Origin of the sequence: Nostoc sp., from assembly GCF_036916735.1 — a bacterium.
Lineage (GTDB): Bacteria > Cyanobacteriota > Cyanobacteriia > Cyanobacteriales > Nostocaceae > Nostoc.
The window spans coordinates 1-25,146 of record NZ_JBALFV010000060.1; the positions used below are offsets into that span (position 1 = coordinate 1).

Annotated in this window: 16 protein-coding genes; 2 read left to right on the top strand and 14 right to left on the bottom strand. The window is 40.4% G+C overall.

The window, feature by feature from the left end:
- Positions 1-196: 196 nt before the first annotated feature.
- The 12 genes from trpC to scyA form a co-directional block, all read right to left on the bottom strand.
- Positions 197-1,024 carry an indole-3-glycerol phosphate synthase TrpC gene (gene trpC / locus V7L20_RS14815; RefSeq protein ID WP_334744815.1) on the bottom strand — a complete coding sequence of 276 codons (828 nt, stop codon included), beginning with the start codon at positions 1,022-1,024 and terminating at the stop codon, positions 197-199.
- Positions 1,025-1,439: 415 nt separating this feature from the next.
- The gene (locus V7L20_RS14820; protein ID WP_334744816.1) at positions 1,440-3,641 is read right to left on the bottom strand and encodes an anthranilate synthase; all 2,202 of its coding nucleotides are present in this window, start codon (positions 3,639-3,641) and stop codon (positions 1,440-1,442) included.
- 389 nt (positions 3,642-4,030) lie between these two features.
- Positions 4,031-5,227 carry a 3-dehydroquinate synthase gene (locus V7L20_RS14825; RefSeq protein WP_334744817.1) on the bottom strand — a complete coding sequence of 399 codons (1,197 nt, stop codon included), beginning with the start codon at positions 5,225-5,227 and terminating at the stop codon, positions 4,031-4,033.
- 8 nt (positions 5,228-5,235) lie between these two features.
- A complete protein-coding gene (locus V7L20_RS14830) occupies positions 5,236-5,868 on the bottom strand; it encodes a DsbA family oxidoreductase (protein WP_334744818.1) in 633 nt (210 codons plus the stop codon).
- A gap of 11 nt (positions 5,869-5,879) precedes the next feature.
- Entirely contained in the window at positions 5,880-6,959 is a 1,080-nt protein-coding gene (tyrA, locus tag V7L20_RS14835) for a bifunctional chorismate mutase/prephenate dehydrogenase (RefSeq protein ID WP_334744819.1), read from the bottom strand.
- Positions 6,956-8,359: a glycosyltransferase family 4 protein gene (locus tag V7L20_RS14840; protein WP_334744820.1), complete on the bottom strand. Its 1,404-nt coding sequence runs from the start codon at positions 8,357-8,359 to the stop codon at positions 6,956-6,958. Before V7L20_RS14840 ends, tyrA begins: the two co-directional genes overlap by 4 nt.
- A gap of 162 nt (positions 8,360-8,521) precedes the next feature.
- Positions 8,522-9,703 (bottom strand): scytonemin biosynthesis PEP-CTERM protein ScyF, encoded by a 1,182-nt coding sequence (gene scyF / locus V7L20_RS14845; RefSeq protein ID WP_334744821.1) that lies wholly within the window; start codon positions 9,701-9,703, stop codon positions 8,522-8,524.
- A 173-nt stretch (positions 9,704-9,876) separates the two neighbouring features.
- A complete protein-coding gene (locus V7L20_RS14850) occupies positions 9,877-11,250 on the bottom strand; it encodes a ScyD/ScyE family protein (RefSeq protein WP_334744822.1) in 1,374 nt (457 codons plus the stop codon).
- A gap of 70 nt (positions 11,251-11,320) precedes the next feature.
- Positions 11,321-12,601 (bottom strand): ScyD/ScyE family protein, encoded by a 1,281-nt coding sequence (locus V7L20_RS14855; RefSeq protein WP_334744823.1) that lies wholly within the window; start codon positions 12,599-12,601, stop codon positions 11,321-11,323.
- A 66-nt stretch (positions 12,602-12,667) separates the two neighbouring features.
- Complete coding sequence (gene scyC, locus V7L20_RS14860; RefSeq protein ID WP_334744824.1) at positions 12,668-13,636, bottom strand: scytonemin biosynthesis cyclase/decarboxylase ScyC; 969 nt, start codon at positions 13,634-13,636, stop codon at positions 12,668-12,670.
- Between the two features lie 25 nt (positions 13,637-13,661).
- Positions 13,662-14,726 carry a tryptophan dehydrogenase ScyB gene (gene scyB, locus V7L20_RS14865; protein ID WP_334744825.1) on the bottom strand — a complete coding sequence of 355 codons (1,065 nt, stop codon included), beginning with the start codon at positions 14,724-14,726 and terminating at the stop codon, positions 13,662-13,664.
- A 303-nt stretch (positions 14,727-15,029) separates the two neighbouring features.
- Positions 15,030-16,916 (bottom strand): scytonemin biosynthesis protein ScyA, encoded by a 1,887-nt coding sequence (gene scyA / locus V7L20_RS14870; protein WP_334744826.1) that lies wholly within the window; start codon positions 16,914-16,916, stop codon positions 15,030-15,032.
- Between the two features lie 1,688 nt (positions 16,917-18,604).
- On the opposite strand from scyA, the gene V7L20_RS14875 reads away from it, so the two are divergent.
- Complete coding sequence (locus V7L20_RS14875; RefSeq protein WP_334744827.1) at positions 18,605-20,584, top strand: scytonemin biosynthesis sensor histidine kinase; 1,980 nt, start codon at positions 18,605-18,607, stop codon at positions 20,582-20,584.
- A gap of 141 nt (positions 20,585-20,725) precedes the next feature.
- A complete protein-coding gene (locus V7L20_RS14880; protein ID WP_334744828.1) occupies positions 20,726-21,658 on the top strand; it encodes a response regulator transcription factor in 933 nt (310 codons plus the stop codon).
- Positions 21,659-21,788: 130 nt separating this feature from the next.
- Here the strand turns inward: V7L20_RS14880 and V7L20_RS14885 are convergent, their stop codons facing one another.
- Complete coding sequence (locus tag V7L20_RS14885) at positions 21,789-22,991, bottom strand: AAA family ATPase (RefSeq protein ID WP_334744829.1); 1,203 nt, start codon at positions 22,989-22,991, stop codon at positions 21,789-21,791.
- A gap of 864 nt (positions 22,992-23,855) precedes the next feature.
- Entirely contained in the window at positions 23,856-25,019 is a 1,164-nt protein-coding gene (argJ, locus tag V7L20_RS14890) for a bifunctional glutamate N-acetyltransferase/amino-acid acetyltransferase ArgJ (protein ID WP_334744830.1), read from the bottom strand.
- Positions 25,020-25,146: the final 127 nt, after the last annotated feature.

A 25,146-nucleotide genomic window follows, 5' to 3' on the forward strand; every position in this document is an offset into this window, starting at 1 on the left:
TTTAGCTCCGTTAACGAGTCTTTGATACTCGTGAATGAGTCTTTTAGCTCCGTTAACGAGTCTTTGATACTCGTGAATGAGTCTTTTAGCTCCGTTAACGAGTCTTTGATACTCGTGAATGAGTCTTTTAGCTCCGTCGTCGAGTATCAGAGCATCATTTTTTTAGGTTGCAGATTCTATAAATTAGGTAATAGCTTTAAGAAAGACTTAAAAGACTACGCACAGCTTGTTCTACATCGCTTTGTTTAACTAAAGATTCTCCAATCAAAACCGCACGCGCACCAGCTTCAGCGACAAGAGATAAATCAGCAGGTGTATACAGTCCAGACTCGCTGACGACGGTGATATTCAAAGTTTGTAATTGTTGTTGACGCTGTGCTAAAAGTTGCTGTGTTGTGCTTATATCGAGGGTAAAATCTTCTAAATTGCGATTGTTGATTCCTACTAAACTTAGGTTGTCAAGCTTTAGCACTCGATCCAGTTCAGCCAGGGTATGGACTTCTACCAATGCATTCATGCCTAAATCATGAATTAGTTGCAAAAAAGCCTGAAGTTCTTGATCTGATAAAATGGCGGCAATCAACAAGACTGCATCTGCACCTGCTGTTCGGGCCAAATAAATTTGATAGGGGTTAATGATGAATTCTTTGCACAGTAGGGGTAATGCTACTTGTAATCGCACAGCCCGCAGATTATCAAAACTGCCTTGAAAAAACTTATGATCAGTCAGGACTGATAAACAAGCTGCGCCACCTCGTTCATAAGCTTGAGCAACAGCTACGGGGTCGAAATCTGCGCGGATAATACCACGGCTAGGTGATGCTTTTTTTACTTCGGCAATTAAGCTTGGTTGGTTAAGATTTTCTTGCAAAGCATTCAAGAAATTTCGCACAGTTGGGGCTGCCTTTAACTGTTGTCGCAAGGAGGTTAAAGGCAGTTCTTGCTGCATTTGTGCGATTTCTTTCTTTTTATGCGACACAATTTCTTCAAGAATATGGCGGGGAGGGGCAACTTGGTTAGTCATAATCTTTTAGAGGAGTGAGGAGGTTAATAGTTAAGAGTTAGGAGTTAATAGTTATTAATTATGAGTTATCTATGAGTTTTTGAGTTAAGAATTTCAGTTCTCCAAATTCTCTATTCTCAACTCCTAACTCCTAACTGCTAACTTTTAATCAATAACTCTTTGGTATGAGTTCTGAGTTAATAGTTATTAATTATGAGTTATCTATGAGTTTTTGAGTTAAGAATTTCAGTTCTCCAAATTCTCTATTCTCAACTTTTAACTCCTAATTCCTAACTCCTAACTTTTAATCAATAACTCTTTGGTATGAATTCTGAGTTAATAGTTATTAATTATGAGTTATCTATGAGTTTTTGAGTTAAGAATTTCAGTTCTCCAAATTCTCTATTCTCAACTTCTAACTCCTAATTCCTAACTGCTAACTTTTAATCAATGACTCTTTCGTTTGCGTATATGCACATACCACATTTTTAATGATTTCCAGACCGACTTCTCCCGCTAGAGTCATGATTGATTCTGGATGAAACTGAACGGCGGCGATGGGAAGTGTTTGATGTTCAATGCCCATAATTACGTCGTCATCAGAAATCGCTGTAACCTTGAGTTCTTTTGGCAAATGTTGCGGTAGGGCAAACAATGAATGATATCTACCCACTGGAAAAGATTGTGGTAAATTTTTGAATGTCACGGAATTAGGATCGGTGACAAAAATTCGTGAGGATTTACCATGTTGGGGATAGTTGAGAACTCCCAATTGTCCATCAAAAGCTTCAACGATACCTTGCAATCCTAGACAAACTCCGAAAATAGGAATTTGGCGATGAAGAAGGGCACCGACTGTCTGGGGAACCCGAAAATCACTTGGTCTACCAGGACCAGGAGATAATACAACTAAGTCAGGGCGTTCTGTATCGAATAGCGATTCTGAGAAACCATGACGGAGTGTAGTTACGCTTGCACCAGTTTGGCGAATGTAGTTGGCTAGGGTATGAACAAATGAGTCTTCATAGTCTATTAGTAAAATGCGTTTGCCATCTGCTCCACTTGGAAGGATTTTAGTTAATTTTATGGAACTGGATTGATCAATTTTCTGACTCGTTTGCTTTACACGACGAATCGTCTCAAATAAAGCAGCAGCTTTGGTAATTGTTTCTTGTTCTTCTGCTTGTGGTATGGAGTCATAAAGGACTGTAGCACCAACTCGCACTTCGGCGATGCAGTCTTTTAATCGGATTGTCCGCAGAATTAATCCAGTATTTAAATTCCCATTGAAATTTAAATAGCCAACTGCGCCACCATACCAACGTCGGGCGCTACGTTCATGCTGTTCAATAAAATCTATTGCTGCTCTTTTAGGTGCGCCGGTGACTGTAACCGCCCATGTATGACTTAAGAATGCATCTAAGGCATCAAATTGCGATCGCAGTGTCCCTTCAACATGATCTACTGTATGAATCAGGTGGCTGTATAATTCTATTTGACGACGACCAATAACTTGTACTGAACCAGGTTCGCAGATTCGGGATTTGTCATTGCGATCGACATCAGTACACATGGTCAACTCAGCTTCATCTTTGTGGGAGTTGAGTAACTGGCGAATTTGCACCGCATCGTCAAGAGCATCTTGTCCCCGGCTAATAGTGCCACTAATGGGACAAGTTTCTACTCGCCTACCTTCAACTCGCACAAACATTTCTGGAGATGCGCCAATCAGATATTCTCCACCTAAATTAAAAATAAACCCATAAGGGCTAGGATTTATTTCTTTCAAAGTTTCAAATAGTTTACTGGGTTCCTCTTCATAGCCTTCAAAAAAGTTTTGACTAGGAACTACCTCAAATAAATCGCCTCGGCGGAAGTAATCTAGCGCACCCTCAACTTTTTTGGCATACTCGCCTACTTTATGGTCACCAGTTTGATTTGACAGAAGATGTTTCCCTTGATAGTCTACAGACTCACCTGTTCGAGGAAGATCGTTAGTGTTGCCATGCGCTGTTTCAAATTCATATTGTAAACGAAATGCGCGTTGCTGATAGTAGTCAACAACTATCAATTCATCAGGTAGATAAAGTACTAAATCCCGTTGATCTGTAGGACGTTCTAAACGTTGAGTAATTGGTTCAAACTGAAAAACTAAGTCATAACCAAAAGCACCATACAATCCTAAATGCTCGTCTTCTTGGCTAGAAAAAGTGTGTAAAACTTCGCGGACAACTGTAAATGCTGAAGGTTGTTTACTGCGTTCTTCTTCAGCAAATAGTTGTTTTGTAGCTTTAACAAAGCCTACAACTTTATTATTATCTAGACTAACTTTCTCAAGTTGTATTGAGTTGGATAAACACTTAAAAAGTAATGGCAAAAGTAACCGACCGCGTTCATTCAACGCTATCAAAGTAAAAGTATTTTTCTGTGTAGTCAATTCCAATGGTGGATTGACAAATCCGATCGCCCATCTTTTATATCTGCCTGGATATTCGTAGCTGCTCCTTAACAAACCTCCACGCTGAGAATTTATGTGGAATAGAATGTCTTCGAGAGCAGTGTCTATCTTAACTTCTGTGATGGAGCGAGAAACAATTACACCGCCAAGGGTTTTGTAGGAATGGGAATTAAAAATCATGGGAGATTTCTCTGGAATAGTTATTAGTCAAGAGCCATTAATCATTATTGATAACTATCTTCAAATTAAAAACAAATCCAGATAATCCGATGTCAACTTAATTTAAATTATCCAAATCTGCATATTCTTTTTAAAAAATGTAATAAAAAACTTTTTGCTTCTTATTTAAGAATACTAGATATAAAGCAGATAAGACATTGAATAATTTTTCGATTAGGTGTCAATTTATTCGCTTCTTATACTGCTTTTCTAGTATATTTGCTGATAGTACTGGTTGAAAATTTTTGCCTCCCTCAAAGGTAGTAGATATTTTCACAACTTTGCATCAAACCTCAGCGTAGCCTTTGGTAAGCCGCGAAGGTGTCTACCTCTGCGTTTAAAATCCAATCCTAAAACTCGCGCAACAACGATATTGCTTGCCTGTACAATAACAAATTCACCTCATGAACCTCAATTCCTTTTCCAATTCGTTGTAACAGCATCAAAGTCAACTCTCCCCCCAAGTGTTCCCGAAACTCAGTTAAACCTCGGAACAAGCAATCAGGATGTTCCAATTGTGATAACTGCTGGGTCAATTCTGGCACATACAACGTGAAACCCAGTGCCGATAAAGTATTTAATATCCGTTGCCACTCTGAACAATCCAGCAATCCTGCTAAATAGGAATAAGTGCTATCCAAAGCGATACCGATCGCAACTGCTTCGCCATGACGCAAGCGATAATTTGTCAAATGCTCCAGTTTATGAGCCGCCCAATGTCCAAAATCCAGGGGCCGAGACGAACCCATTTCAAAAGGATCGCCGCTATTGGCAATATGTTCTAGATGCAATTGGGCGCAACGGTAGATAACCTCTTGCATGGTATCCATGTCTCGCTGCACAAGGGCTGCGCTGTGCAAATGGATAAAATAAAAAAAGCTAGCATCCTTAATCAGCGCCACTTTGATTGCTTCTGCGATTCCAGAACGCCAATCGCGATCGTCTAAGGTTGTCAAGAAGGCAGAATCATTGATAACTGCATAAGGTGGCGCAAAAGTGCCGAGAAAGTTCTTTTTACCAAAGGCGTTGATGCCGTTTTTTACGCCAACCCCGGAATCGTTTTGTGCTAACACCGTTGTCGGAATCCGAATTAGACGAATTCCCCGGTGAGCGGTTGCGGCTGCATATCCTACCAAATCCAACACAGCCCCGCCCCCGATGGCTAACACATAAGAATGGCGACATAATCCGGCTGCTTCAATCTGTTGGTGGATTTTATCTACTAAAGTGCGATCGTTTTTAGCAGCTTCTCCTCCCGAAATTATCATTGGTTCGGCTGCGATCGCTAATATCTCTGCATAAAACTTGGTATACGCTACTAATTGCTTAACTAATTCTGGGTGATGCTGCAATATTCCTGCGTCTATTATCGCTACAACTTTTTTCGGTTTTTTCTCTCCATCTGCTGTAATTACTTGGGCTAAGGTGGGGTTTTTCAACTCAAATAAATTTTTGGTGAAGTAAACTTCGTAGTTAAAAGTAACCGAAACACGTTGATGAATTGGTTGCAGATTGAATTTACTTTTTTGCTTAATGTCAACTACCATGTTTTTGCTTATATATTTACAAGTGAGGCACGATTTAAAGCTTGAAGAAACATTTCTACCGAGTGAGAACCATTTATCTTGACTTTCTTATTTATTATAAAGAACGGCACGCTGTTGATGCCATTAGGGCGAGTAAATATTGATTCAGCCACAAAAGCTTTAATGGCAGCATCATCACTCAATTGTAGTCGTAATTCCCTATAATCCATTTGGTAAGCTCTACCAATGGCAATCAGAACCTCAATATCTCCGATGTTCAAACCGTCTTCAAAGTAAGCTTTATAAATTGCTTCTACGATATCGTTTTTTACCTTTGCTGGTGCGAGTGTAATTAGTCGGTGCGAAAGTTTAGTATTGACAGCTAAACGAATTTTATCAAAATTTAGCTTGACTCCAACCGCTTCACCTGCATATTGGGTAGAATCAAACAGATATTGCAGTTCTTGGTCTTTTATGCCTTTTCTATTTTGCATAAAGCTGTGAAATTCGTACCCGTTAGCAGGAATGGTATTGTCGAGAATAAAGGGATGCCAACGGATATCTACTTCTTTTTCTGGCCATTTTGCCAGGGCATCAAACAGATTTTTTTTACCAATTCTGCACCACGGGCAAACGGGATCGTGAAAGATGTCTATCAGCATAGTTTTTTCACTCAAATGCTAATATTTGTGTGAATTTGGGGTTTTAAATCTCTTTGGATAGCCGTTGTGTTTAAAGGCTGTAGAAAAGTGTTAATCTTTTCTTCAAAAAAGCTTTGAGTCTTTTCAAATTCCTGAATTAATGCGTTTCTATCTTTCCTTGCTACCAATTTCGCCAACCGACTGTAAGTATTAGCTAAAAAGCTAATTGCATTACACCTTTCTTCTGTAGCTAGCATAATATCAACACATAAATTAGGATTTTGAGAAAATAAACGTTTAACAATGTCAATTTCTTGACGATAGTTAGGTGTTGACATTGTTAAGCTCTGTTCTATGTCCACTTTTACTTGTGCTAAGAAAACACCAAGACTAAATCTACAGAAATGCTGGGTAGCTTGAATAATCACCATCATTTGATCGTGTTCTTCAGGCGTACAAACAATTAATTCTCCACCTTGACTTTTGAGAAAGTCTAATAACCACTGAAATGAATCATTGTTTCGACCTGGGCATACTACTACTTTTTGTCCCAAAAATGATTTGATATTTGGCCCAAACATTGGATGTAAACCCATGACTGGGCCGGAATGATGTTCGAGCATCGCCTGAGTTGGCTGAGTTTTTACGCTTGTGATGTCACACAAAGCTGTATTTGGGCTAAGGTATTTTGCCGCTCGTTTGATAACATCAACTGTATGTTCAATGGGAACGCTTACTAATACTAATTCTGCCTGATTTAACAGTTTATGTGCGTATTCCCAATCTTCATGTTCGAGAACGCTAACGTTGTGACCTACTAGCGAAAGCTGTTCTTTAAATAATCTTCCCATCCTGCCGCCTCCACCGATGATGGTAATTTGTTGGGAAGTGACATGATTTGTTGCAGGTTTAGGAATTACACTCGCATGACAACTATTTATTACACTTGCCCAAACAGAGGCAGGAATACCAGCTTGGACGAGTAGGGGAGCTACATCAGCCAGTTGTTCATCTAAAGAAGGTGGTTCTGATGTTGCTAATAATGATATGCGATCGCTCAGTAGGGCGATCAAGCTTTGGTCAGTTTTTTTAAGCTGATCTGAATTTGTCATTTGTCATTTGTCATTAGTCCTTGAGAGACTACGCCAAGAAGGGACGTAGTTTTAATTAGTCCGATATGATTACTGTTTTCGCTGACAAGGGGGGAGGTATGTACTAAAAACTCTTGAGCAACAAGTGATTTATTAGAACTTAATTCGGGTAAGATATCCAAAGCAGTTGCTTCTTTAGCGATCACATCAGAAAATAACTCTTCATACCGATCTAGCGCTTGCTCAAAGGAATAGTTTTCTACCGCAAACTTTCTTCCTTTGCGTCCTAATTGTGCTGCTAATTCTGGCTGATTATATAAATCTAATACCGCACTTGCCAAAGCATCTGCTGACTCAGGCTCAACGATAATGCCGCCACCACTTTGTTTGATAGCTTTTGCAGCAGTCCCAGCTGCGGGAACTGAACCGACAATTGGGCGACCACTGGCTAACAGCAGTGGTATTTTAGAAGGCATATTGAAGGATATCACATTGCTTTTTTGCACAATCAACCCCACATCTGCGCCTGCTAACATTTGTGGTAGTTCTTCTCGCGGTTGCAAAGATAAGAGCAAAACGTTATCTGCACCACAAGCAAGACAATGTTTTTGCAACCTTTCGAGAGCTTGAGATTCACCTGCGATCGCAAAGACAATATCATTAATATGACGCAACCGAGATGCTGCTTCTATTACTGTCTCCAAACCTTGCGTTAGAGCAATATTACCTGAATAAAGCACTACAAATTTATTATCGAGTTGATGGGTAGCTCTCCAAGAGTTATTCTTTTTCGGCAAAGGGCGGATAAAATTTAGATTCACCCAATTGGGAATGCAGGCAATTTTATTAGCCGATACACCTTTATTTATTAAATTATCTACAAAGCCATCAGCAATCACGCTAATGGTATGTACACTTCGGTAGGCAAATTTTTCTAAAGCTTCCAGAGCTTGAATCATCAATTTATTCTTAATTAGTCCAACACGCACAGCAGCTTCCGGGAGGATATCTTGCACATTCAGCACTACTGGGCAGTTGTATAGCCAAGCTATTAAGGTTGCAGGTAAGCAAACTAGTAACGGTGGCACTGTTAAAAGAATTACATCAGGTCGCTCGCCCTTAAGGGCTTGTGGCAAACTTGTAAAAACAAAGCTCAACTCTAGCAGTAGCCTGTCTACAAGGTTAGGCTTAGACTTAATCCGCAGGTAACTACGCTGAATTTTGACACCATTTTTATGTTCAGTAACGTATAACTTACCTTGATACCCGTCGTAAATCTGACGCTGAGGATAGTTAGGCATACCTGTGATTACCCGCACTTGATGCCCTCGCTTCACCAGCCCTTCTGCTAGTTCAGTCATCAAAGGTGCAATACCAATTGGCTCTGGATGATAATTGTATGAATAAATCAGAATTTGCATGAACTGTTAATGTCCTGAAAGCACCTTGATAATGTTGACTTTATTTAGTGTTATCCAGTTTTATCTCCCTTATTCCAGATTTAATGACCTGAAATTTTCGTAGGGTGTGTTACCACCAAGGGCATAACGCACCCGACGAAATTTTTAATTACGAATTACAAATTAGTAATTCTTTAAATTAAAGACTGACTTTTGTTGTCCATGTTTCCGCAATGTGAAGGTAGCAGCCCCAAGTCCGAGCAATGCTAAACCCAATACTGAACTAGGTTCAGGTACTTTAGTTGTGCCTTCTACGTTTAACACTTGGACGCGACCTTGGAAGAAATCGCCCACATAAAGCTTGTCATCTTTAAGGGCTGTCCCACCTGTCCAGTTAAATCTGCCGGGAGTAAGGTCGAGGGGATTGCCAAAAGGAGGACCAGTTAATGCTGGAGGCGGGACTGGGTTGCCTGATGCATCTAGGGCTGGTTGACCGTAGGAAGTCAAGAATTTACCGTTTTTATCAAATACCTGAACGCGGCTATTGATAGCATCAGCTACATAAACATTCTCTTGGTCGTCCACTTCGATACCAATTGGGTTAAGAAGCTGTCCAGGTGCGCTACCTGCTGAACCAAATGTGTACAGAGGTTTACCATTTGGATCGAGTACTTTAACGCGGTTGTTATACTGGTCAGCTACAAAGATATTTCCACTGACTGGGGAAATTCTTATACCTGCTACACCTTGAGTTTCTCCAAGTCCAGTGCCCACCTTACCACCAATGACACCAATTTGCTTTCCATCAGGTGTGAATTTAAGGATTCTTTCGCCGTTAAAATCACCAACGTAAACGTTGCCAGTTTTGTCAAATGTTACACCAGATGGTCCAAAGAAAAGCCTATCATTTATACGAGGGGTAAAATCTCCATTTGCAAAGGATCTAATAAAGTTACCCTGAGAATCGAATTGATTGATGCGGTTGTTGTAAACATCACCTGCATACAAATCTCCTGTTACGGGATTAAAGTCTGCAGTTGTTGGCTCATCAAACTGTCCGGGTCCTGTGCCGCCGGAGCCAATTGCTCCAATGTACTGACCGCTTGGACTAAATTTTTCAATTTTGTCACCGAGGTTGAAGTTAGGAGTACCATCTGGGTTAACACCGCGTCCGTTAGATACAAGGATATTCCCTTGGTCATCCACCGCTATACCTTGGGGAACAAACAGTTGCCCAGGGCCGAAGCCAGGTTCGCCGATACTACTGTTGTAAGTTAATGTTACAGCTTTGGCTTGGGCTACTGTTGCCAGCACCATGAATCCAGTACCGAGAATGCCGATTGAGAAATTTTTGACTAATCCCATGAGTTTGAAGTCGTGGTTGTGTAAGTTATACTCTTTCCTAGACTAATTTTGTTCCCAGTCTCAGTTCGGGAACCTTAAATTCGGGCTGCTGCCTTTTGTTTGAAATGCAACTTTCTATGTGAGGCAGCAGCCTATTCTCTAAGCTTTACCTGACAGGGCCAGGTAAAGAGGAATTAGACAGTCTCTGCTTTGGCTAGCAATTCACCCAACTTTGCTGAAGGTTTGCGCTTGGCGAAAGCAGCAGTTGCGGCAACACCAGCAAGTGCTAATAAGCCAACTACTGAACCAGGTTCGGGGACTTTTTCGATAGCGACACCATCCACCCGAACAACTTCTCCTCGTCCTGGACCGACACCGCGATTGGTAATATAAATCTTGCCGTCAGGGCCAATATCAATTCCATCAGCCGAATCTAACCCTTGACCTGCTGCAACAAGTGTTGTCCGAGTGCCGTCAGGAGCAACTTCGATCAGAGAACCAGGTAGATTTGTAATGTCACCCCCTAACTGGGACTTATCGCTGAACTGTAAGACGAGCAAATCGCCATTTTTATCAAAGGTTAGGTCTGTGATGTGCGTAAACCCATCTAGAAAAACTTCTGGCTTATCATCCTTACCGATGCGCCAAATCCGTGATTTACCTTGTGGATAAGGGAAACCCGTATATTCGCCAACGTATAAAGCTCCATCGGGGCCAATTGCGCCACCTGTGGGTACTGCTTGAATTGCTACTTTTCCTCCTGGAACCTCCTGTAATAGCCCAGGAGGTAATTGTAATCCTGGTGGTAAATCTGACTTACTAATGATGTTTTTCGGAATTGCGATCGCATCTGACTTGCTTCCATCAAGTTTGATTTTGTAAGCAGTGTTCCCACCTCCGTCAACGACATAAGCACTATCGCCACTAATCGCCAGGTCATAGGGATTGGTAACCAGATCCCCCTTGTCTGGATTTTTGGTGATTTCATTCTTGGCAAAGTCAAAAATACTGGTGAGAGCTCCCGTCTTCAAATCAGCTTTATACAGTTGGGCTAGAAGCGGTGTATTCAAAACCTTATCGGGTGTTGATGGCGGGAAAGTCGCAAGTTGCTGTGGTGGAAGTGAGACTTGCGAACCAAGGTTAAGTGTTGTTAGATCGCGGTTTCCTGGATAACCAGCAAATCCAGTCAGCACATAAGCATTTCCTTGAGAATCGAATTGCACGTCTTCAATACCGGCCCCTTGATTGCCTGTAGGTTGTTCTGCTAAAGACTCAAAGTTATTAAGTAGACGCTCTTTTGTGCCGTCCGGTGAAACTTTGACGAGTGAACTAGTGTTACCAGCACAGATAGGCTGAAACAGGGTACTCGGTGATGGTTGGCAATTTCCGTTACCGCCGATACCTGGCTCTGCTACGTAGAGACTGCGGTCAGGACCGAAGCTAACACCCCGTGCATTACTAACTCCATCAACAATTGTCGTTAGGCTTACAGCTTGTGCAGATGCTGTTCCACAAATAGCAGTAAAACAAAATGTAACAGATGTAAGAGCAAATGACTTGAGTTTCATACCTTTAGAGATTGAGAATTAAATAAGTGGAAAACTTTCTTTGAGGAACGCAGGATTGGTTTGAAACTCTTTACTTGAGCGCCACGGCTCCATTTCTGAGGAGTTTAGTAGCTCTCTTCTTGTGCAAGCAACCAACGCCGAAAGCAGCGATCACTAATACACCTAAAGCAGAATCAGGTTCAGGAATGGACTTGGTATTCTCAATTCTGAGAACTTGTCCTCCTCCAGGGCGATCGCCTCGGTTTGTGACGTATACCGCACCATCAGCACCAATAGTCAAGGCGCTAGGCGACTCTAATCCATTCCCACTCAGAAGAGTTGTGCGTGTTCCATCAGGAGATATTTTGATGACAGAACCATCAAAATCACCCTTCCAAGCTGATTGATTGGCGTACTGCAAAGCGTACAAATTGCCCTCAGGATCAAATTCCAAGTCTGTGAGTTGGGTAAAGCCATCTGCATATACTGTTGGCTTGCCATCAGCACCGACTCGATAGATTTTTGCCCCTCCTTCTGGGAAGGGAAAACCTGTAAATTGGCTGATGTAATAAGCGCCATCAGGGCCTTTTGCCACACTTGAGGGTACTGCTTGGCTGGCAAACTGCGATTGCACCACTTCACCTTCAGATGGCACTTGTGCTGGTTCATTGGATGGTGTACCAGAAGGTGGAAAGACTGGATTAGTCAATACATCTTTAGGAAATGCGGTAATAGATTGCAAATGTCTGCCATCAGTATTAACGCTGAGTAAATCGTTTGCACCGGCATCAACTGCAACCAACTTATTGCCATCTATAACGAAACCCAAAGGATTGCTATCGACATCAGCACCATCGGGATTGTTGGTGAGTTCATAGTTACCTAAATCGGCAACACTCGTCCAAGAATTAGTATTAAAGTCGGGAGCAATGATTTTAGCGAGGTCAGTGTTACCTAAATTGCGATCGCGAAAGGTTGGATTAGCGCCATACCCAATCAGAACATAAGGTTTACCTTGAGCATCAAATTTGATATCACGAGGGCCAGCCGCTCCAGTGCCATCTGGTAATGCTAAGGAAGGAAGTCCTGTAAGTATGCGTTCGGTTTTACCATTCTCAATTTTGGTAACTGCCCCACTTGTGCCATAGCATAATGAATTGCCTTGACCGCTTGACGGTGGAACACAAGCTCCACTTCCCCCTATCCCCGCCTCTGTAATATAGAGATTACCATCAGGGCTAAAGCTCAGTCCGCCGGCGTTATATAGACCGTCGGCAATTACTGAAAAGGATGTAGCTGAGGCAGCTTTGATTCCAGAAAAAGCGGCAACACAAAAAGTAACGATAGTAATAGTAAGTTGTTTCAGTTTCATGTGTTGCAAGACAGCTTATTGTGGGGAATTTAGGGGTGAATTTTAAACGCAGAGTAACCTGATATTTTAGTTGGTAACTAGTGATTCTTGAATTTTTGGTAGATAGCTCATTCCCCGATCAAATGATTTGAGATTGCCAGCTTTAGCTTCGAGTAAACGTTTGATGTTCATGCTCTCAGCGCCAAAGTCTTCAATTTGAAGTTTGCCGTGGGTGACGGTTCCATCTGTTTTCCAGAATGTGATTCGATGCAGGATAAAACCTGAAGCTTCGGGATCGGCGAATGAGTATGCGGTTGGAATTAGTAACGCTACAGAACGCTGATAATATTGGTAGTCTGGATAAAAATGTTCCTGTTCAACCAAGTAGTATTTGCTCAGACTATGAACCCGCACGGAAACTTTTACCTTCTGGTCATATTCATCTTTGAATTCACCTGAATCAGAAGTAATATTCCCATCTGGTCGCAGTAAATGTGCCCATTCATCTATGTTTTTTATGTCTTTTAAGTACTCAATGCCGATTTCAATTGGGGCATCAACATAGATCGTATCTGTATCGATAAAGTAGCGACCTTTGGCTGCTGAAGTCAGACCGGCCTTGCGTTCCAAATTACCTTTAAGAGAACGACACTCGGAAGTATGTACCGTGTGAATTCCCTGCATAATCATCTGAGTTTGCCGTTTGGGATCGACAAAACTCAACCAATGAAAGTATACACCTTTTTCATCTGTTCCCGGCTCGATGTAATCTGTAGGAAACAGCAAAACAGGGTAAACCTGAAAATATTTCTGATATTCTAATCCACAGTGCCACTCAATGCCGTAGAAAAGTGGATTTTCTAATTTTTTAACATGATAATAGAGGTTTTTGTGATAACCAGATGCAGATCCGAGCCAGGTATCTTCGTCAATCTGTTCTTTCATCCGGCTATAAAGCGTCCATTCGTCTAAGTTTTTTAAACTACAAAGATACTCAAAGGCGCTCTCTGGTGAAGTAGCAATGTAAGCTGATGTTGCAAAGGTATTTTTTTCCACTTTTAACCCCTTAAGATAATAATAATTAAGCCGCGATCGCTGCTTTTGCCTTGTTTCGCTTACCGTGATGAATCCGGTCTTCTGCTAATCGTTTAGCAGCATCGTTGGTAGTAATTCCCTGCTCTTTAGAAATATTAAAAATGGCTAGTAGAGTGTCATAAATGTTATGCACTTGCTTAAAAGCTTTTTCTTCGTCATAGCCAATCATTTCGTTGTAAACGTTAATTAGCCCTCCGGCATTAATTACATAGTCAGGGCTATAAATAATCCCTTTTTTGGCAAGCATTTGACTATGTAGTTGCTCATTCTCTAATTGATTATTAGCTGCACCAGCAATAATAGAAGCTTTTAAAAAAGGAATTGTATGACTATTAAGAATTCCTCCTAAAGCGCAAGGAGCAAAGATATCTACATCAAGAGAGTAAATCTCGGCGGGTTCTACAATAGTTGCGCCAAAAAGCCGTTTTGCTTCTTCCGCTTTTACTGGATCTACATCGCTAGCAAAAAGCTTGACATCATGTTCATGTAAATGCTTGCAGAGGTTTTTACCTACATTTCCTAAACCTTGAACTGCAACTTTCATGCCATCAAGTCTTTTGCTTTGCCAACGAGACTCTACCGCAGCTTTAATTCCCAGAAAAACTCCTAGTGATGTTATGGGAGCAGGTCCACCAGATTTTTCTGATACTCCAACAACATATTTAGTTTCTTGACTGATTGTCCGCACATCGGCAGGGGTAATATTAACATCTTGTCCGGTAATAAAACGCCCATTTAGACTATCAACAAAACGTCCGTAAGCTCTTAACAGATCATCTGTTTTATTTTCAGGATTAGCGATAATGACTGCTTTTCCGCCACCAGCTGGGATGTTAGCACAAGCGGCTTTATATGTCATTCCACGACTCAGACGAAGGGCATCTTTTAAAGCAGCTTCTTCGTTGACATAAGGCAAAATTCTCGTAGCTCCCATCGCTGGGCCCAAGGTTGTGTCATGGATAGCAATAATCGCCTTAATGTCGGGATTTTTACCATGACAAAAGAGAACTTGTTCATGACCCATTTCTCTAACAGTTTCAAATAGCAGCATTTTCACCTCTCGATATTGTTTGGTATTGGTTAGAGAAAGTAGTTTGCATTATAAATTTTAAAGATATAAACACAAAAACTTCTCTAATCTTAAGATAGGATGAAGTAAGAAAAAAGTAATGTTCAGAAATCAAAAAATCCAGTTGATTTGGTGTAATTTTTTGCCTGGAATAAAGTTTTTACTACTTTTCAATTCATCCTTTATCTTTTACTGAATGGACTAATCTAAAATGGTTTAAAAAGTCCGCCTTTTTGAGATGTTTTAGTATCTATAACAATTTCAGGAAATTGTCAGGTTTAAAAGTTAAACCATTGGAAATGAAACTTGCTTGGCTGGATTTTTAGCTGAACTTGATTTGACTCCTTGTGCTGCCAAACTTTTATTACGTCCACCAGAGGGTGCTGGTCGATCGGCGTCAATCACTACATCGATCAAAAAGGGAGCATTTGATGCGATCGCTTGTTCTAATGCTGCTTCAATATCTGACTCTCTGACGACTACCAGCGCTTCTGCTCCCATACCACGAGCAATCATGGCAAAGTTTGTTGGTGGAATTGTTGCATCTGCGCCCTTTAATCCCAAGATTTTCATGCCTTGATGACACATGTTGTAACGCGCATCGTTGAGTACAATCCAGATTGCGGGAATTTTGTATTTCACGGCTGTGCTGATTTCGTTATTCATCAGCATTGCTCCATCGCCGACAATCCCTACAGCCTTGCTATTATTCGCTAGTGCTGCACCCAACACTCCTGTAACAGCGTGACCCATTGCGCCGACTCCGGTGCTGACTCGGTAACGATTGGCTTGGGAAAATTGCAGTAGATGAGTTGACCAAGTAAAGGAGTTACCACACTCCGCCATTACTACCGCATCGCTACCTTCAACAATTATCTTTTGAATTGCTGCCATCAATACTTCTGGTCGCACTGGATAATCTACATCTAAAGCAGGTTCAATTGCTTTGTGTTCTGGACGAGGTAGCGACAAAGTTGTGGAAGGAGGAGCATCTGGTAATTGCTGCAATAACTCTTCTACAAAAGCTTTGATATCAGACCGAACTCCGAAAGTTTCAACGTGGGGATAGGCTACACCTGGCACTTCTGGGTCAATATCTACATGCACAAAACCTTCTTTTGGAACTAGCGCCGAACTCCAGAAGGAAGTCGGTTCACCAAGGCGGGTTCCTAATACGAGTGTGCGTAATGGAGGTTGCTGTTCCATATAAGTCAAGACGGAAGCATGACCGCCTAAACCTGTAACACCCACAAACTGGGGATGATCTTCAGGGAAGATACCTTTACCACGGGGTGAACACATGACGGCTGCTCCGGTTTTTTCAGCAAGTTCAAGGATTTCGTCTGCTGCGTCACGCGCACCGAAACCAACCCAGATAGCAAAGGGGCCAGATGATAATAACTCTACAGATTTAGTGATCGCTTGTTTTGAAGGAGTCATCCCAAACGGAGTAACATCTAGTTGAGGCAAGGATATATTCTCAACTAAACTCGTCTGCACTGCCGTAGGAATGCTCAAATGGGCGATAAATCCGCCTGGTTGCGCCATAGCTAAAGCAAGTTTGCGGAAAATCTGCGGTAGTTGAGACGCAGATTCAATAGTGATCGCATAGTTGAATAGCGCTCCTGGGGTAAAAATTCCCCCACTGGGCAATGTGTAAGTGCTGGTTTCTTGAATTGCCCAACGTCCACGCTGCGGTGCTGAGGTGCAAGCCGACAACAAAATCACCTTTGCACCTTCACCACGAGCCGCAAATAACCCGGTGAGGGCATTAGTGATCCCCGGTCCTGCTGTGGTAAAAACTACAGCAGGGCGATTATTGGCAAAGTATGCCTCAGTCGCTGCAAAGGCTGCTCCTGATTCATGGCGGAAGTTCAACACGTCGATGGTGCTATTTGACAGCGCTCCCCAAATGCTTGCCATCGCCCCACCTGCGACACCAAAGGCATTGCTTACTCCCAAATTTACCAACATTTGAGCGATCGCATCGGCAACTGAGAGCGTTGAGGGTGTTTCGTCGTTCAAAAAAGGCTCAATTTCCTTGTTATTTTCCGATTCATCAACCTGACGAGAAGCGTCAGACACAGATTCTACATATCTGTTTGCTGGAAATTCCTTGTGTGGCTCTGTAGTGATTAAAGGAGAGTTTGAACCAGTATAGTTTTGACTCATTAGTTTCACGCAATTACATAAAATTACACAAAGGCTTTCTAGTTTACAATCACAGGGATGGCAATATCTAATACAAACGACTCTGTTGCTTTTATAGCTATGACCTAGCTTGGTCGTTCATAGAAAAGGTTAATCGCTGCTGATTGATGCTTGTGAGCGCACTACCAAAATTTTTCCCCAAAGAATACAGCAATCAATACTGTGCTTCTTGTGACCAGAATAAGGGACATAAAGACTGTTGTGCAATCAAAAATCCTTTGATGGGGATGTCAAATTTTTCGCTTCTACTATCATGAGTACAGTACTTAAGTAGGTTGGTGGGGAAAAACTAAACCATCTAAAAGTCTATAAATCAGTAAATAAGCTTAACTCAAGCGGCTCTCATAAAAGTTACAAAGCTTCATATAGTTAAGTTTAATAACGCTGAAAAATAATAAGCTGCTTGAAGAGGTGCTTATATTGTGATAAATATTACTATCGAAACCTATTTGCAATGAAAAATATTTTGATCAGGCTGTCAATTATTTCGCTTTTATCGTGATTGCGACATTTCCAACTTAGTCATTCTGAAAACTGCGATCGCACTTAAGACACATTACCAAATTTACAATAGAAAATCTTTAGATTTGGTTGTCAATTCTTTTGCTTGTATATCCCCCCTAACCTACGCCACTTTCTACAAGCGGGATAACGTTAAAAGTCCTCTTTTTAAAGGGGTTGAGGGATATCTTGTGCGTAAGTCCTAGTTTTCCATCCTCACCCCGAAGCAGTCAACAGTTCAGAAAAAGCTTGATTATTCACTATTGAACTCGCGGTTACAAATTATCCGCATTAAAGCATAAGCCTAACTACAGCAGTTTGCCAGCTTTTATATTGCCACGAAAAACTCATTGATTCAATTATTTGTAACGAGAAATACATAATTATTTAACTTTTGCTTTTCCTTAGAGAGATGGCTAAATACTAAGTAGGTGATTTTTTGATAAAATTCATTATTTTTGGCGTATTATATAGCATAAATTACGTACATAATCAATGTAAAAGTTTTAGATATAACAGAATAGCACAAAATACACGTAAAATAACCGTAATTTTCCTAATACAAATGTATTTCTGAGGATGGATGACTAAAGATATTATTTTGTAGTTAAATCCCTGAGAGAGTAAGTTAAGATAATTTAAGAAAATAAGTAGATGAGTAAAATTGTTTATTTAAGCCAAGCCCAGCACTGGAAATTCATTTATATTGAGAATTAAACGACTCTACACCAATAGTTCGTCAAATTGCTTGGTTGGTGAGCCATAAACCTAAGTTGGCTCTGGTGTAGGCCTGGTTTCAATGTCAATATTTATTTTTTCTACTTAAAAATTAGGAGTTTTGAACTCTTAATATAATAAAGTTTATTGACTAATCTTGATTTGATTCGTCTAGATTTTGTGTAACTCTAAAAAGCTGCTTGGGACAGAAACAATAAATAAATATTTAGCTTTTTTTAGAAAGATTTAATTTAATAATTTATATTTTCTTGATATGATAAGTTTTGTTAACATGATTAGTAATATTTTTTAATTTCCCAACTAATCTTATTTTTGAACAGCCTAACAGTGCCCCAAAGATTTTAGTAAGTTATGACTATTAACTCATTAATAGCTATGGTACTGATTGATAACCAGGAGGATGTAGGAATATGAATTCTGGCGATTATACATTAGCTAGATCAAACAATCAACGGGTGCTAAAACCAGAAGTAGAGATGAAGTTTGCTCACTTCTTAATAAATCATGCTGTAGATGCTGCCTTCTGTTTAGGAGAAAATGGACAGTTCCTCTACGTCAACGATGCCACTTGCCGAATGACTGAGTATTCCCGTGAGGAATTACTTTCCATGAGGCTGCATGATATAGACGTAGATTTTTCTCTACACAATTGGTCAGATATTAGCTCACAGAATTCCCTTACCTTTAAATCTCGCTACCGGACAAAAAGAGGTCGGATATTTTTGGTAGAAATATCCATCAGTTATGTAAAACAACAAGATATAGAATTTGGCTGTGCTTTTGCTCGTGAGATAAGTGATGAAATCGTAGAGTTGAGCGTGCAAAAGTGGACTGATGAATTAAGAGATGCCAAAGACAATTTGCAACAGGAATTTTATCAACTCAAGGCAAAAGAAGTAGAACTAGAAACATCTCTTTCTTTACTTCGTTCTACTCTCGAATCTACTGCCATTGGTATTGTTGCAGTTAACTTTGAGGGCGATATTCTGAGCTTGAATCAGAAATTTGTGGATATGTGGCAGATCCCAGAGTCCCTAATCCTATCTAAGAAATGTCCTCAATGCAAAGCCTTTTTTGAGAGTCAACTTAAAGATCCACAAGCGTTTAGTCGACTGATTTGGGAAGTGTCTAGCCAATCTGATTTCGAGAGCTACGACATTCTGGAGTTGAACGATGGAAGAGTTTTTGCACACTACTCTAAGCCTCAGTGGCTCGAAGACAAAATTATTGGTAGAGTGTGGAGTATTTGGGACATTACTGAATCGAAACAGACTGAAGAAGCATTACGGTTGAACGCAGCTAGATTTCGGACTTTAGCAGAAAGAACAGATGTTAGCACTTTTCTGATGCAAGGCACGCGACTTTGCTATATAAATCCAGCAGTGGAGAAACTCACTGGTTACACACAAGAAGAACTGCTTACAGGTTTTGAACTGCGCCGACTGATTAAAAGCAAAAAACATAGACAGGTACGTAACCAGGCTGAAGCTGCTAATTTGGAATACCAAGAAATAAATATTTTGACAAAAAACGGCACAGAGCGCTGGCTAGCTTGCGCGGTTGCCATATTGGAAGGAGTGTTAGATTTTGCGGGAAAACCAGTTGAACTGATTGCAGGCATTGATATTACCGATTACAAACACGCAGAATTTGGTCTTAATCAAGCTTTAGAACAAGCAAAACAACTTAGCGAACTCAGAGCGCGTTTTCTTTCTATGGTTTGCCATCAATTCCGTACACCTTTGAATATTGTTTCATTTTCTAATAGCTTACTAAAGGAAGAAGTAGACAAACGTACACAGAAGAAAATACAACCACTACTAGATCATATTCAAAAAGCTACCGAACAACTCAGTCAGATGTTGGATGATATTTTGTTCTTCTCTAAGGCAGAAGCAGCAAAAATCAACTGTGAACCCAAACCATTAGAGTTAGTTGGATTCTGTAATGATTTAGTTGCCCAAATGCAGATGAGCGTTAGCCAAATTCCGATTAATTTTGTAAGTCCAGATAACTCTTTAACAGCCTGTATAGATAAAAAACTGTTAGAGCCGATTTTGAAGAATTTACTCGATAATGCAATAAAGTATTCTCCCTCCCAGATTGCAATTGAATTAAAACTTTCTTGCAAAAATGAGAAAGTAATTTTTCAGGTCAAAGATAGGGGGATCGGTATTTCAGTCGCAGATCAACAACGAATATTTGAGCCATTTTACCGTGGAACTAATATTGATCATATACCTGGTACTGGATTAGGGTTATCAATTCTTAAAACCCTTGTAGATTTACATCACGGTCAAGTATTTGTAGAAAGTCAAGTTGATGTGGGCACTACGTTTACTGTGATGTTGCCATTAATCAAATCAGAGTTTAGTAGTTCCGAGTTATGAATGTTCAAATTAACAGAATTGTTAATTAACAGCTTAACAAGCATAACTCTTGGAACGAAAGAATTAATCTCATGCCTATTTACATATTCACCAAAGAGTATAGTAAGCAGCTTCTGTAAACAGTTATGATAATACAAAACTATGCAAGAATCGCCAAAGAAAATTCTCGTCATTGAAGATGATAACGTTACCCGCAATCTTTATTTAATGGGTCTTGAGGCTAAAGGTTTTGATACGATAGGTGCTGACACCGGTCTTGCTGGTATCCAACAAGCACAAGAGCATATACCTGACTTAGTAATTTGCGATATCACAATGCCTGATATGGATGGTTATAGCGTTTTAACTACGCTACGCCAAGATCCTGTTACAGCAATTATTCCTTTCATTTTTCTGACTGGGAGTAGTACCAAAGCAGATGTTCGCAAAGCTATGGAATTGGGAGCAGACGACTATCTTACCAAACCCTCTACACTAGACGAATTACTAAGAGCGATCGCTATTCGCTTGCAAAAACAAGCTACCCTCCAATACTGGTGGGCGATGAAATTGGAAAAAGCTCCACAATCAGTATTTGCAGATAATACTACAGCGATCGCTAGAGGTGTTAGCGTTGGCGTTGGCGTTGGTGTTGGCGAAGCCTTTGGTACAGAAGACTCTGGTAGAGCAGCCCCTGATACAGAAATCATGATTCCTCCTAAGTCAATATTTCCTTACATTCCCCAATTAAAAGAAGTTTTTGACTTTATCGAAGCCCATTATCATCAAGGAATTACTTTGTGTGATGTGGCTGTTGCTGTTGGTTACTCACCGGCTTACTTAACTAACCGAGTATCAAAGCAGACGGGCGAGACTGTAAACTGCTGGATTGTCAAACGCCGGATGGCGGGAGCACGTTTTTTACTCCAAAATAACGATCAGACAGTGGAAAAGATAGCGAAAGCCTTGGGCTATCAGGATGTGTCTCATTTCTCCCGCCAGTTTCGCCAACATCACGGTTTACCTCCGCAAGCTTGGCGCAAAGAGCATCAGCTTGTATCACAAAAACAAGTAAAACTTTGGCAAAATTGCTAAAGCATAAATACAGCAATTTTCATGTATTTAGACAGGGACGGGGAGTGCGGAGAAATCAATTCAAAATTCAAAACTTGTACTGAGCTTGTCCAAGTATTTAAAATTCAAAATTGAAGAACTCCTGCCTCCTTCAAATAAATAGTTGTGTAAACTCATATATTAAATCCACCCTGCCCTTACGTAACATGGCTGGATCTAATCTTTCAGTAGTATTGCAAGTCATCAAAATAACTAACCGTTGCTGCATCTGAATACCAGACTCATCAATTACACTCTGATACAAAGTACCATCCAGCAAACTCAGAATGTGTTCGGTTTTATTATTGTATTGCGCTACCTCAGAAGCACGATTTTGCGCTAGATTATCAGCTTCGTTAATAACGATACATATACGTTCTATGTAAGTTGGTGGGACAAAGTTAGCGATCGCATCATGATCTAAAATAAAAATTACATACCCCAAAGGTACAAGAATTTCTTTTGCTACTGCCTGTGTCCAAACTGTTTTACCAGTACCTGGTTCCCCATGTACAACAACCGCTAACTGGTTTTGATTCAGAATCGCTTGTTGTACAGAATCAGTAAAGTTTTGGATATCTGCTGGAAATGTGCGAATGTTAAATTGGCTGTGAACCTTACCTACACGACTTTGATATCCACTTAGCATTACTGCTAAATCGTAAGTCGCTTTGTTAATTAGTGGCGCAAGATTTTTTGCCATTAAAGTATATTGTCGTCGCCCGCGATCGTAGGGATCAATTTGCAACCAAACGTCATACTTCGACCAGTAAGCATAAACAGTATTGATCACGTCTAAGCGTTCCCAACTGACAAATTTATCTATAGGAAAATAAAAATCTCTTTCTGAATAATACTGGGTAATAATATCGGGATTACTTAACACTCCTAAAACTCGCAGTACAGTAATTTCTTGTAATCGATTAAGAACATAATCAATGGGGATGCTACTACGACTAACAAATTGAACGATGGGCGTTTCCGTACTCAAAACATCTTTGTAGCGATGATCTGGTGATTGAGGATCTGGCGTGATGTAATTCCAAAACTTTTCAACTTCGTAGCGGGTATTCTCAGATACAACATTTAATAAATTAGCCCACCAAGCATAATTATTTCGCCCCAAAACATCAGCAAGATTACTCGCTAAATTCAAACTTTTTTGAGTTAATTCGCGGGAGTCACTATACAACAGTTGCCATAAAAACTCCCAGTCCAATTCTCGGTTAAACGGTCGCCAACCGCTAGCAAGCAAGCTTTGCCGGGTATTATTTGTCGGAGTGCCTTCATTACTTCTAAAGTAGTCAAAATCCATATTTATTAGTTATGCAACGTTAATCGAGTTATTTTAGATTAAGTATGATATTTTTAAAAATTTTTATCGTAATATTAACTAATTGCGTACAAATAGTAATTTTATTTTCACCGGGCTGTAGTGGGTAGGAAACCTTTTTAATTTAACTCATTCTCAATGTATTACACTATAATACATATTAGCTATCGTCGTCAAATTTTTTGACAAAGCAATTAGTTCTTAATCTACCTGCGCCATTGATCCATCTCTAGGTAAGGACTAATATCATCACCGTGGAATTGCTCATAAGATAAAGCATATAACCCTGCTTTTGACTGATGTCAAAGTTTCTCTCATTGCTGGCTAGACTATAGGACTCATATTTAATTTTTGAAAAAACTCAGTACACCTTTATTCCTTCTTCCCAGCGATGCACTGAGTTTCGACTGTCCAAAAATCGAGTTTCGGCTACGCGGTAATCGAGCCAAGTCGAGATTCAACTCCCGCCAAGTCGAGATTCAACTACCGCTAGTCGTTGTGTCCCCAGCGATGTACTGAGTTTCGACTTTGCAAAAATCAAGTTTCGGCTACGCGGTAATCGAGCCAAGTCGAGATTCAACTGCCGCTTGTTGTTATGTTCCCAGTCTCTACGAGTAATTCAGGAATTAAATCAGATTACTATACTTACACAAGTAGGAAAACCTCATCCAGGCTTAAATCTGGTAGGGTGCGTTAGAGCTAATGTCCATAACGCAGCGAAAATCTGGGATGGTGCGTTAGCCTACGGCATAACACACCCTACAAAACTGTTGGCAGGGTAGGGTTACGATGAAGCGTAGCATCAACCTATGTAGAGACGCAAAATTTTGTGTCTTTTCTTGTTAATTAAGTTGAATATTTAGCATTAATTTCTATATAACCTTCTGAAAGATCGCAACCCCATACAGTTGCAGAGGCGTCGCCAATATTGAGGCTAACATGGATATCTACTTTATCTTTGGACATAATTTGCCGCAACTGTTCCAGATTTTCATTAGTTAAGCTATTAGGATAAACTTTCACGTTATCAAAATTAATAACAACTAGTTCTGGATTTATCTGCTGTTCTTTTTCACATTTGCCTATAGCCATAGCAACTCGCCCCCAATTCGGATCTGCTCCATAAACGGCGGTTTTTACTAATGGTGAATTCACAATTGCTTTAGCTACTGTTTTGGCTTGTGCATAGTCAATCGCTGAATCTACACTCACCTCAATAATTTTAGTAGCGCCTTCTGCATCTCTGGCAATTTTCAACACCAATTCTTGTGCAACTTCTTGCAATGCACTAGCAAAATCTGCTTCTGAAACTTCAGCTACTAAACCATTGGCTAGAATCACGGCGGAGTCACTAGTAGAAGTGTCAGTATCTACACTCAGGCAGTTAAAGGTTTTATCTATAGTAGAGCGAAAAATAGAACGAAGGCTATTTGCAGAAATTGCCGCGTCAGTAAAAAAGAAAGTTAGGAGAGTAGCCATATTAGGCTCAATCATGCCAACACCTTTAGCAATTCCTACCAGTTTGGCATTGCCTATTTGCCGTGTAGCTAGTTTCGGTACTGTATCGGTGGTCATAATACCACAGGCTGCGGCATAAAAATCAGCAGGAGTCAAATTTTTCCCCAATCCTAATAAACCTGCCCGGATTTTTTCAATCGGGTAACGTCTGCCAATTACACCTGTAGAGGCTATCACAATATTATGTGCAGCAATTCCAGTTTCAGTTGCAACTAATTGCAGAACCTCTTGGGCGTCAGCGATGCCAACAGATCCATTAGCTACATTTGCATTTTTAGATATAACCACAATTCCTTGTGCTTGTGAATCTTTTAAATTATTGCGGCTAATAGTAACGCTTGGCCCGGCAAAAAGACTTTGAGTAAAGACTCCATCAGCAACACAAGGAACTGATGATTTAATAAATACAAAATCATCAGTTGTATCTCGTATTCCCAAATTAGTAATAAATGCACTAAAACCCTGAGGTGTGGAAGATATAGTTAATGACATTTTTCTGGATTTAATAATTTGGATTAATTATCTCATAGCATTTCCAAAAATGTTTGCAACACATCAACGGGCTGTAGGGGCCTATAGATGTGCGCCTCTAGCAACGTATCAGTAGCAGAGATTATAT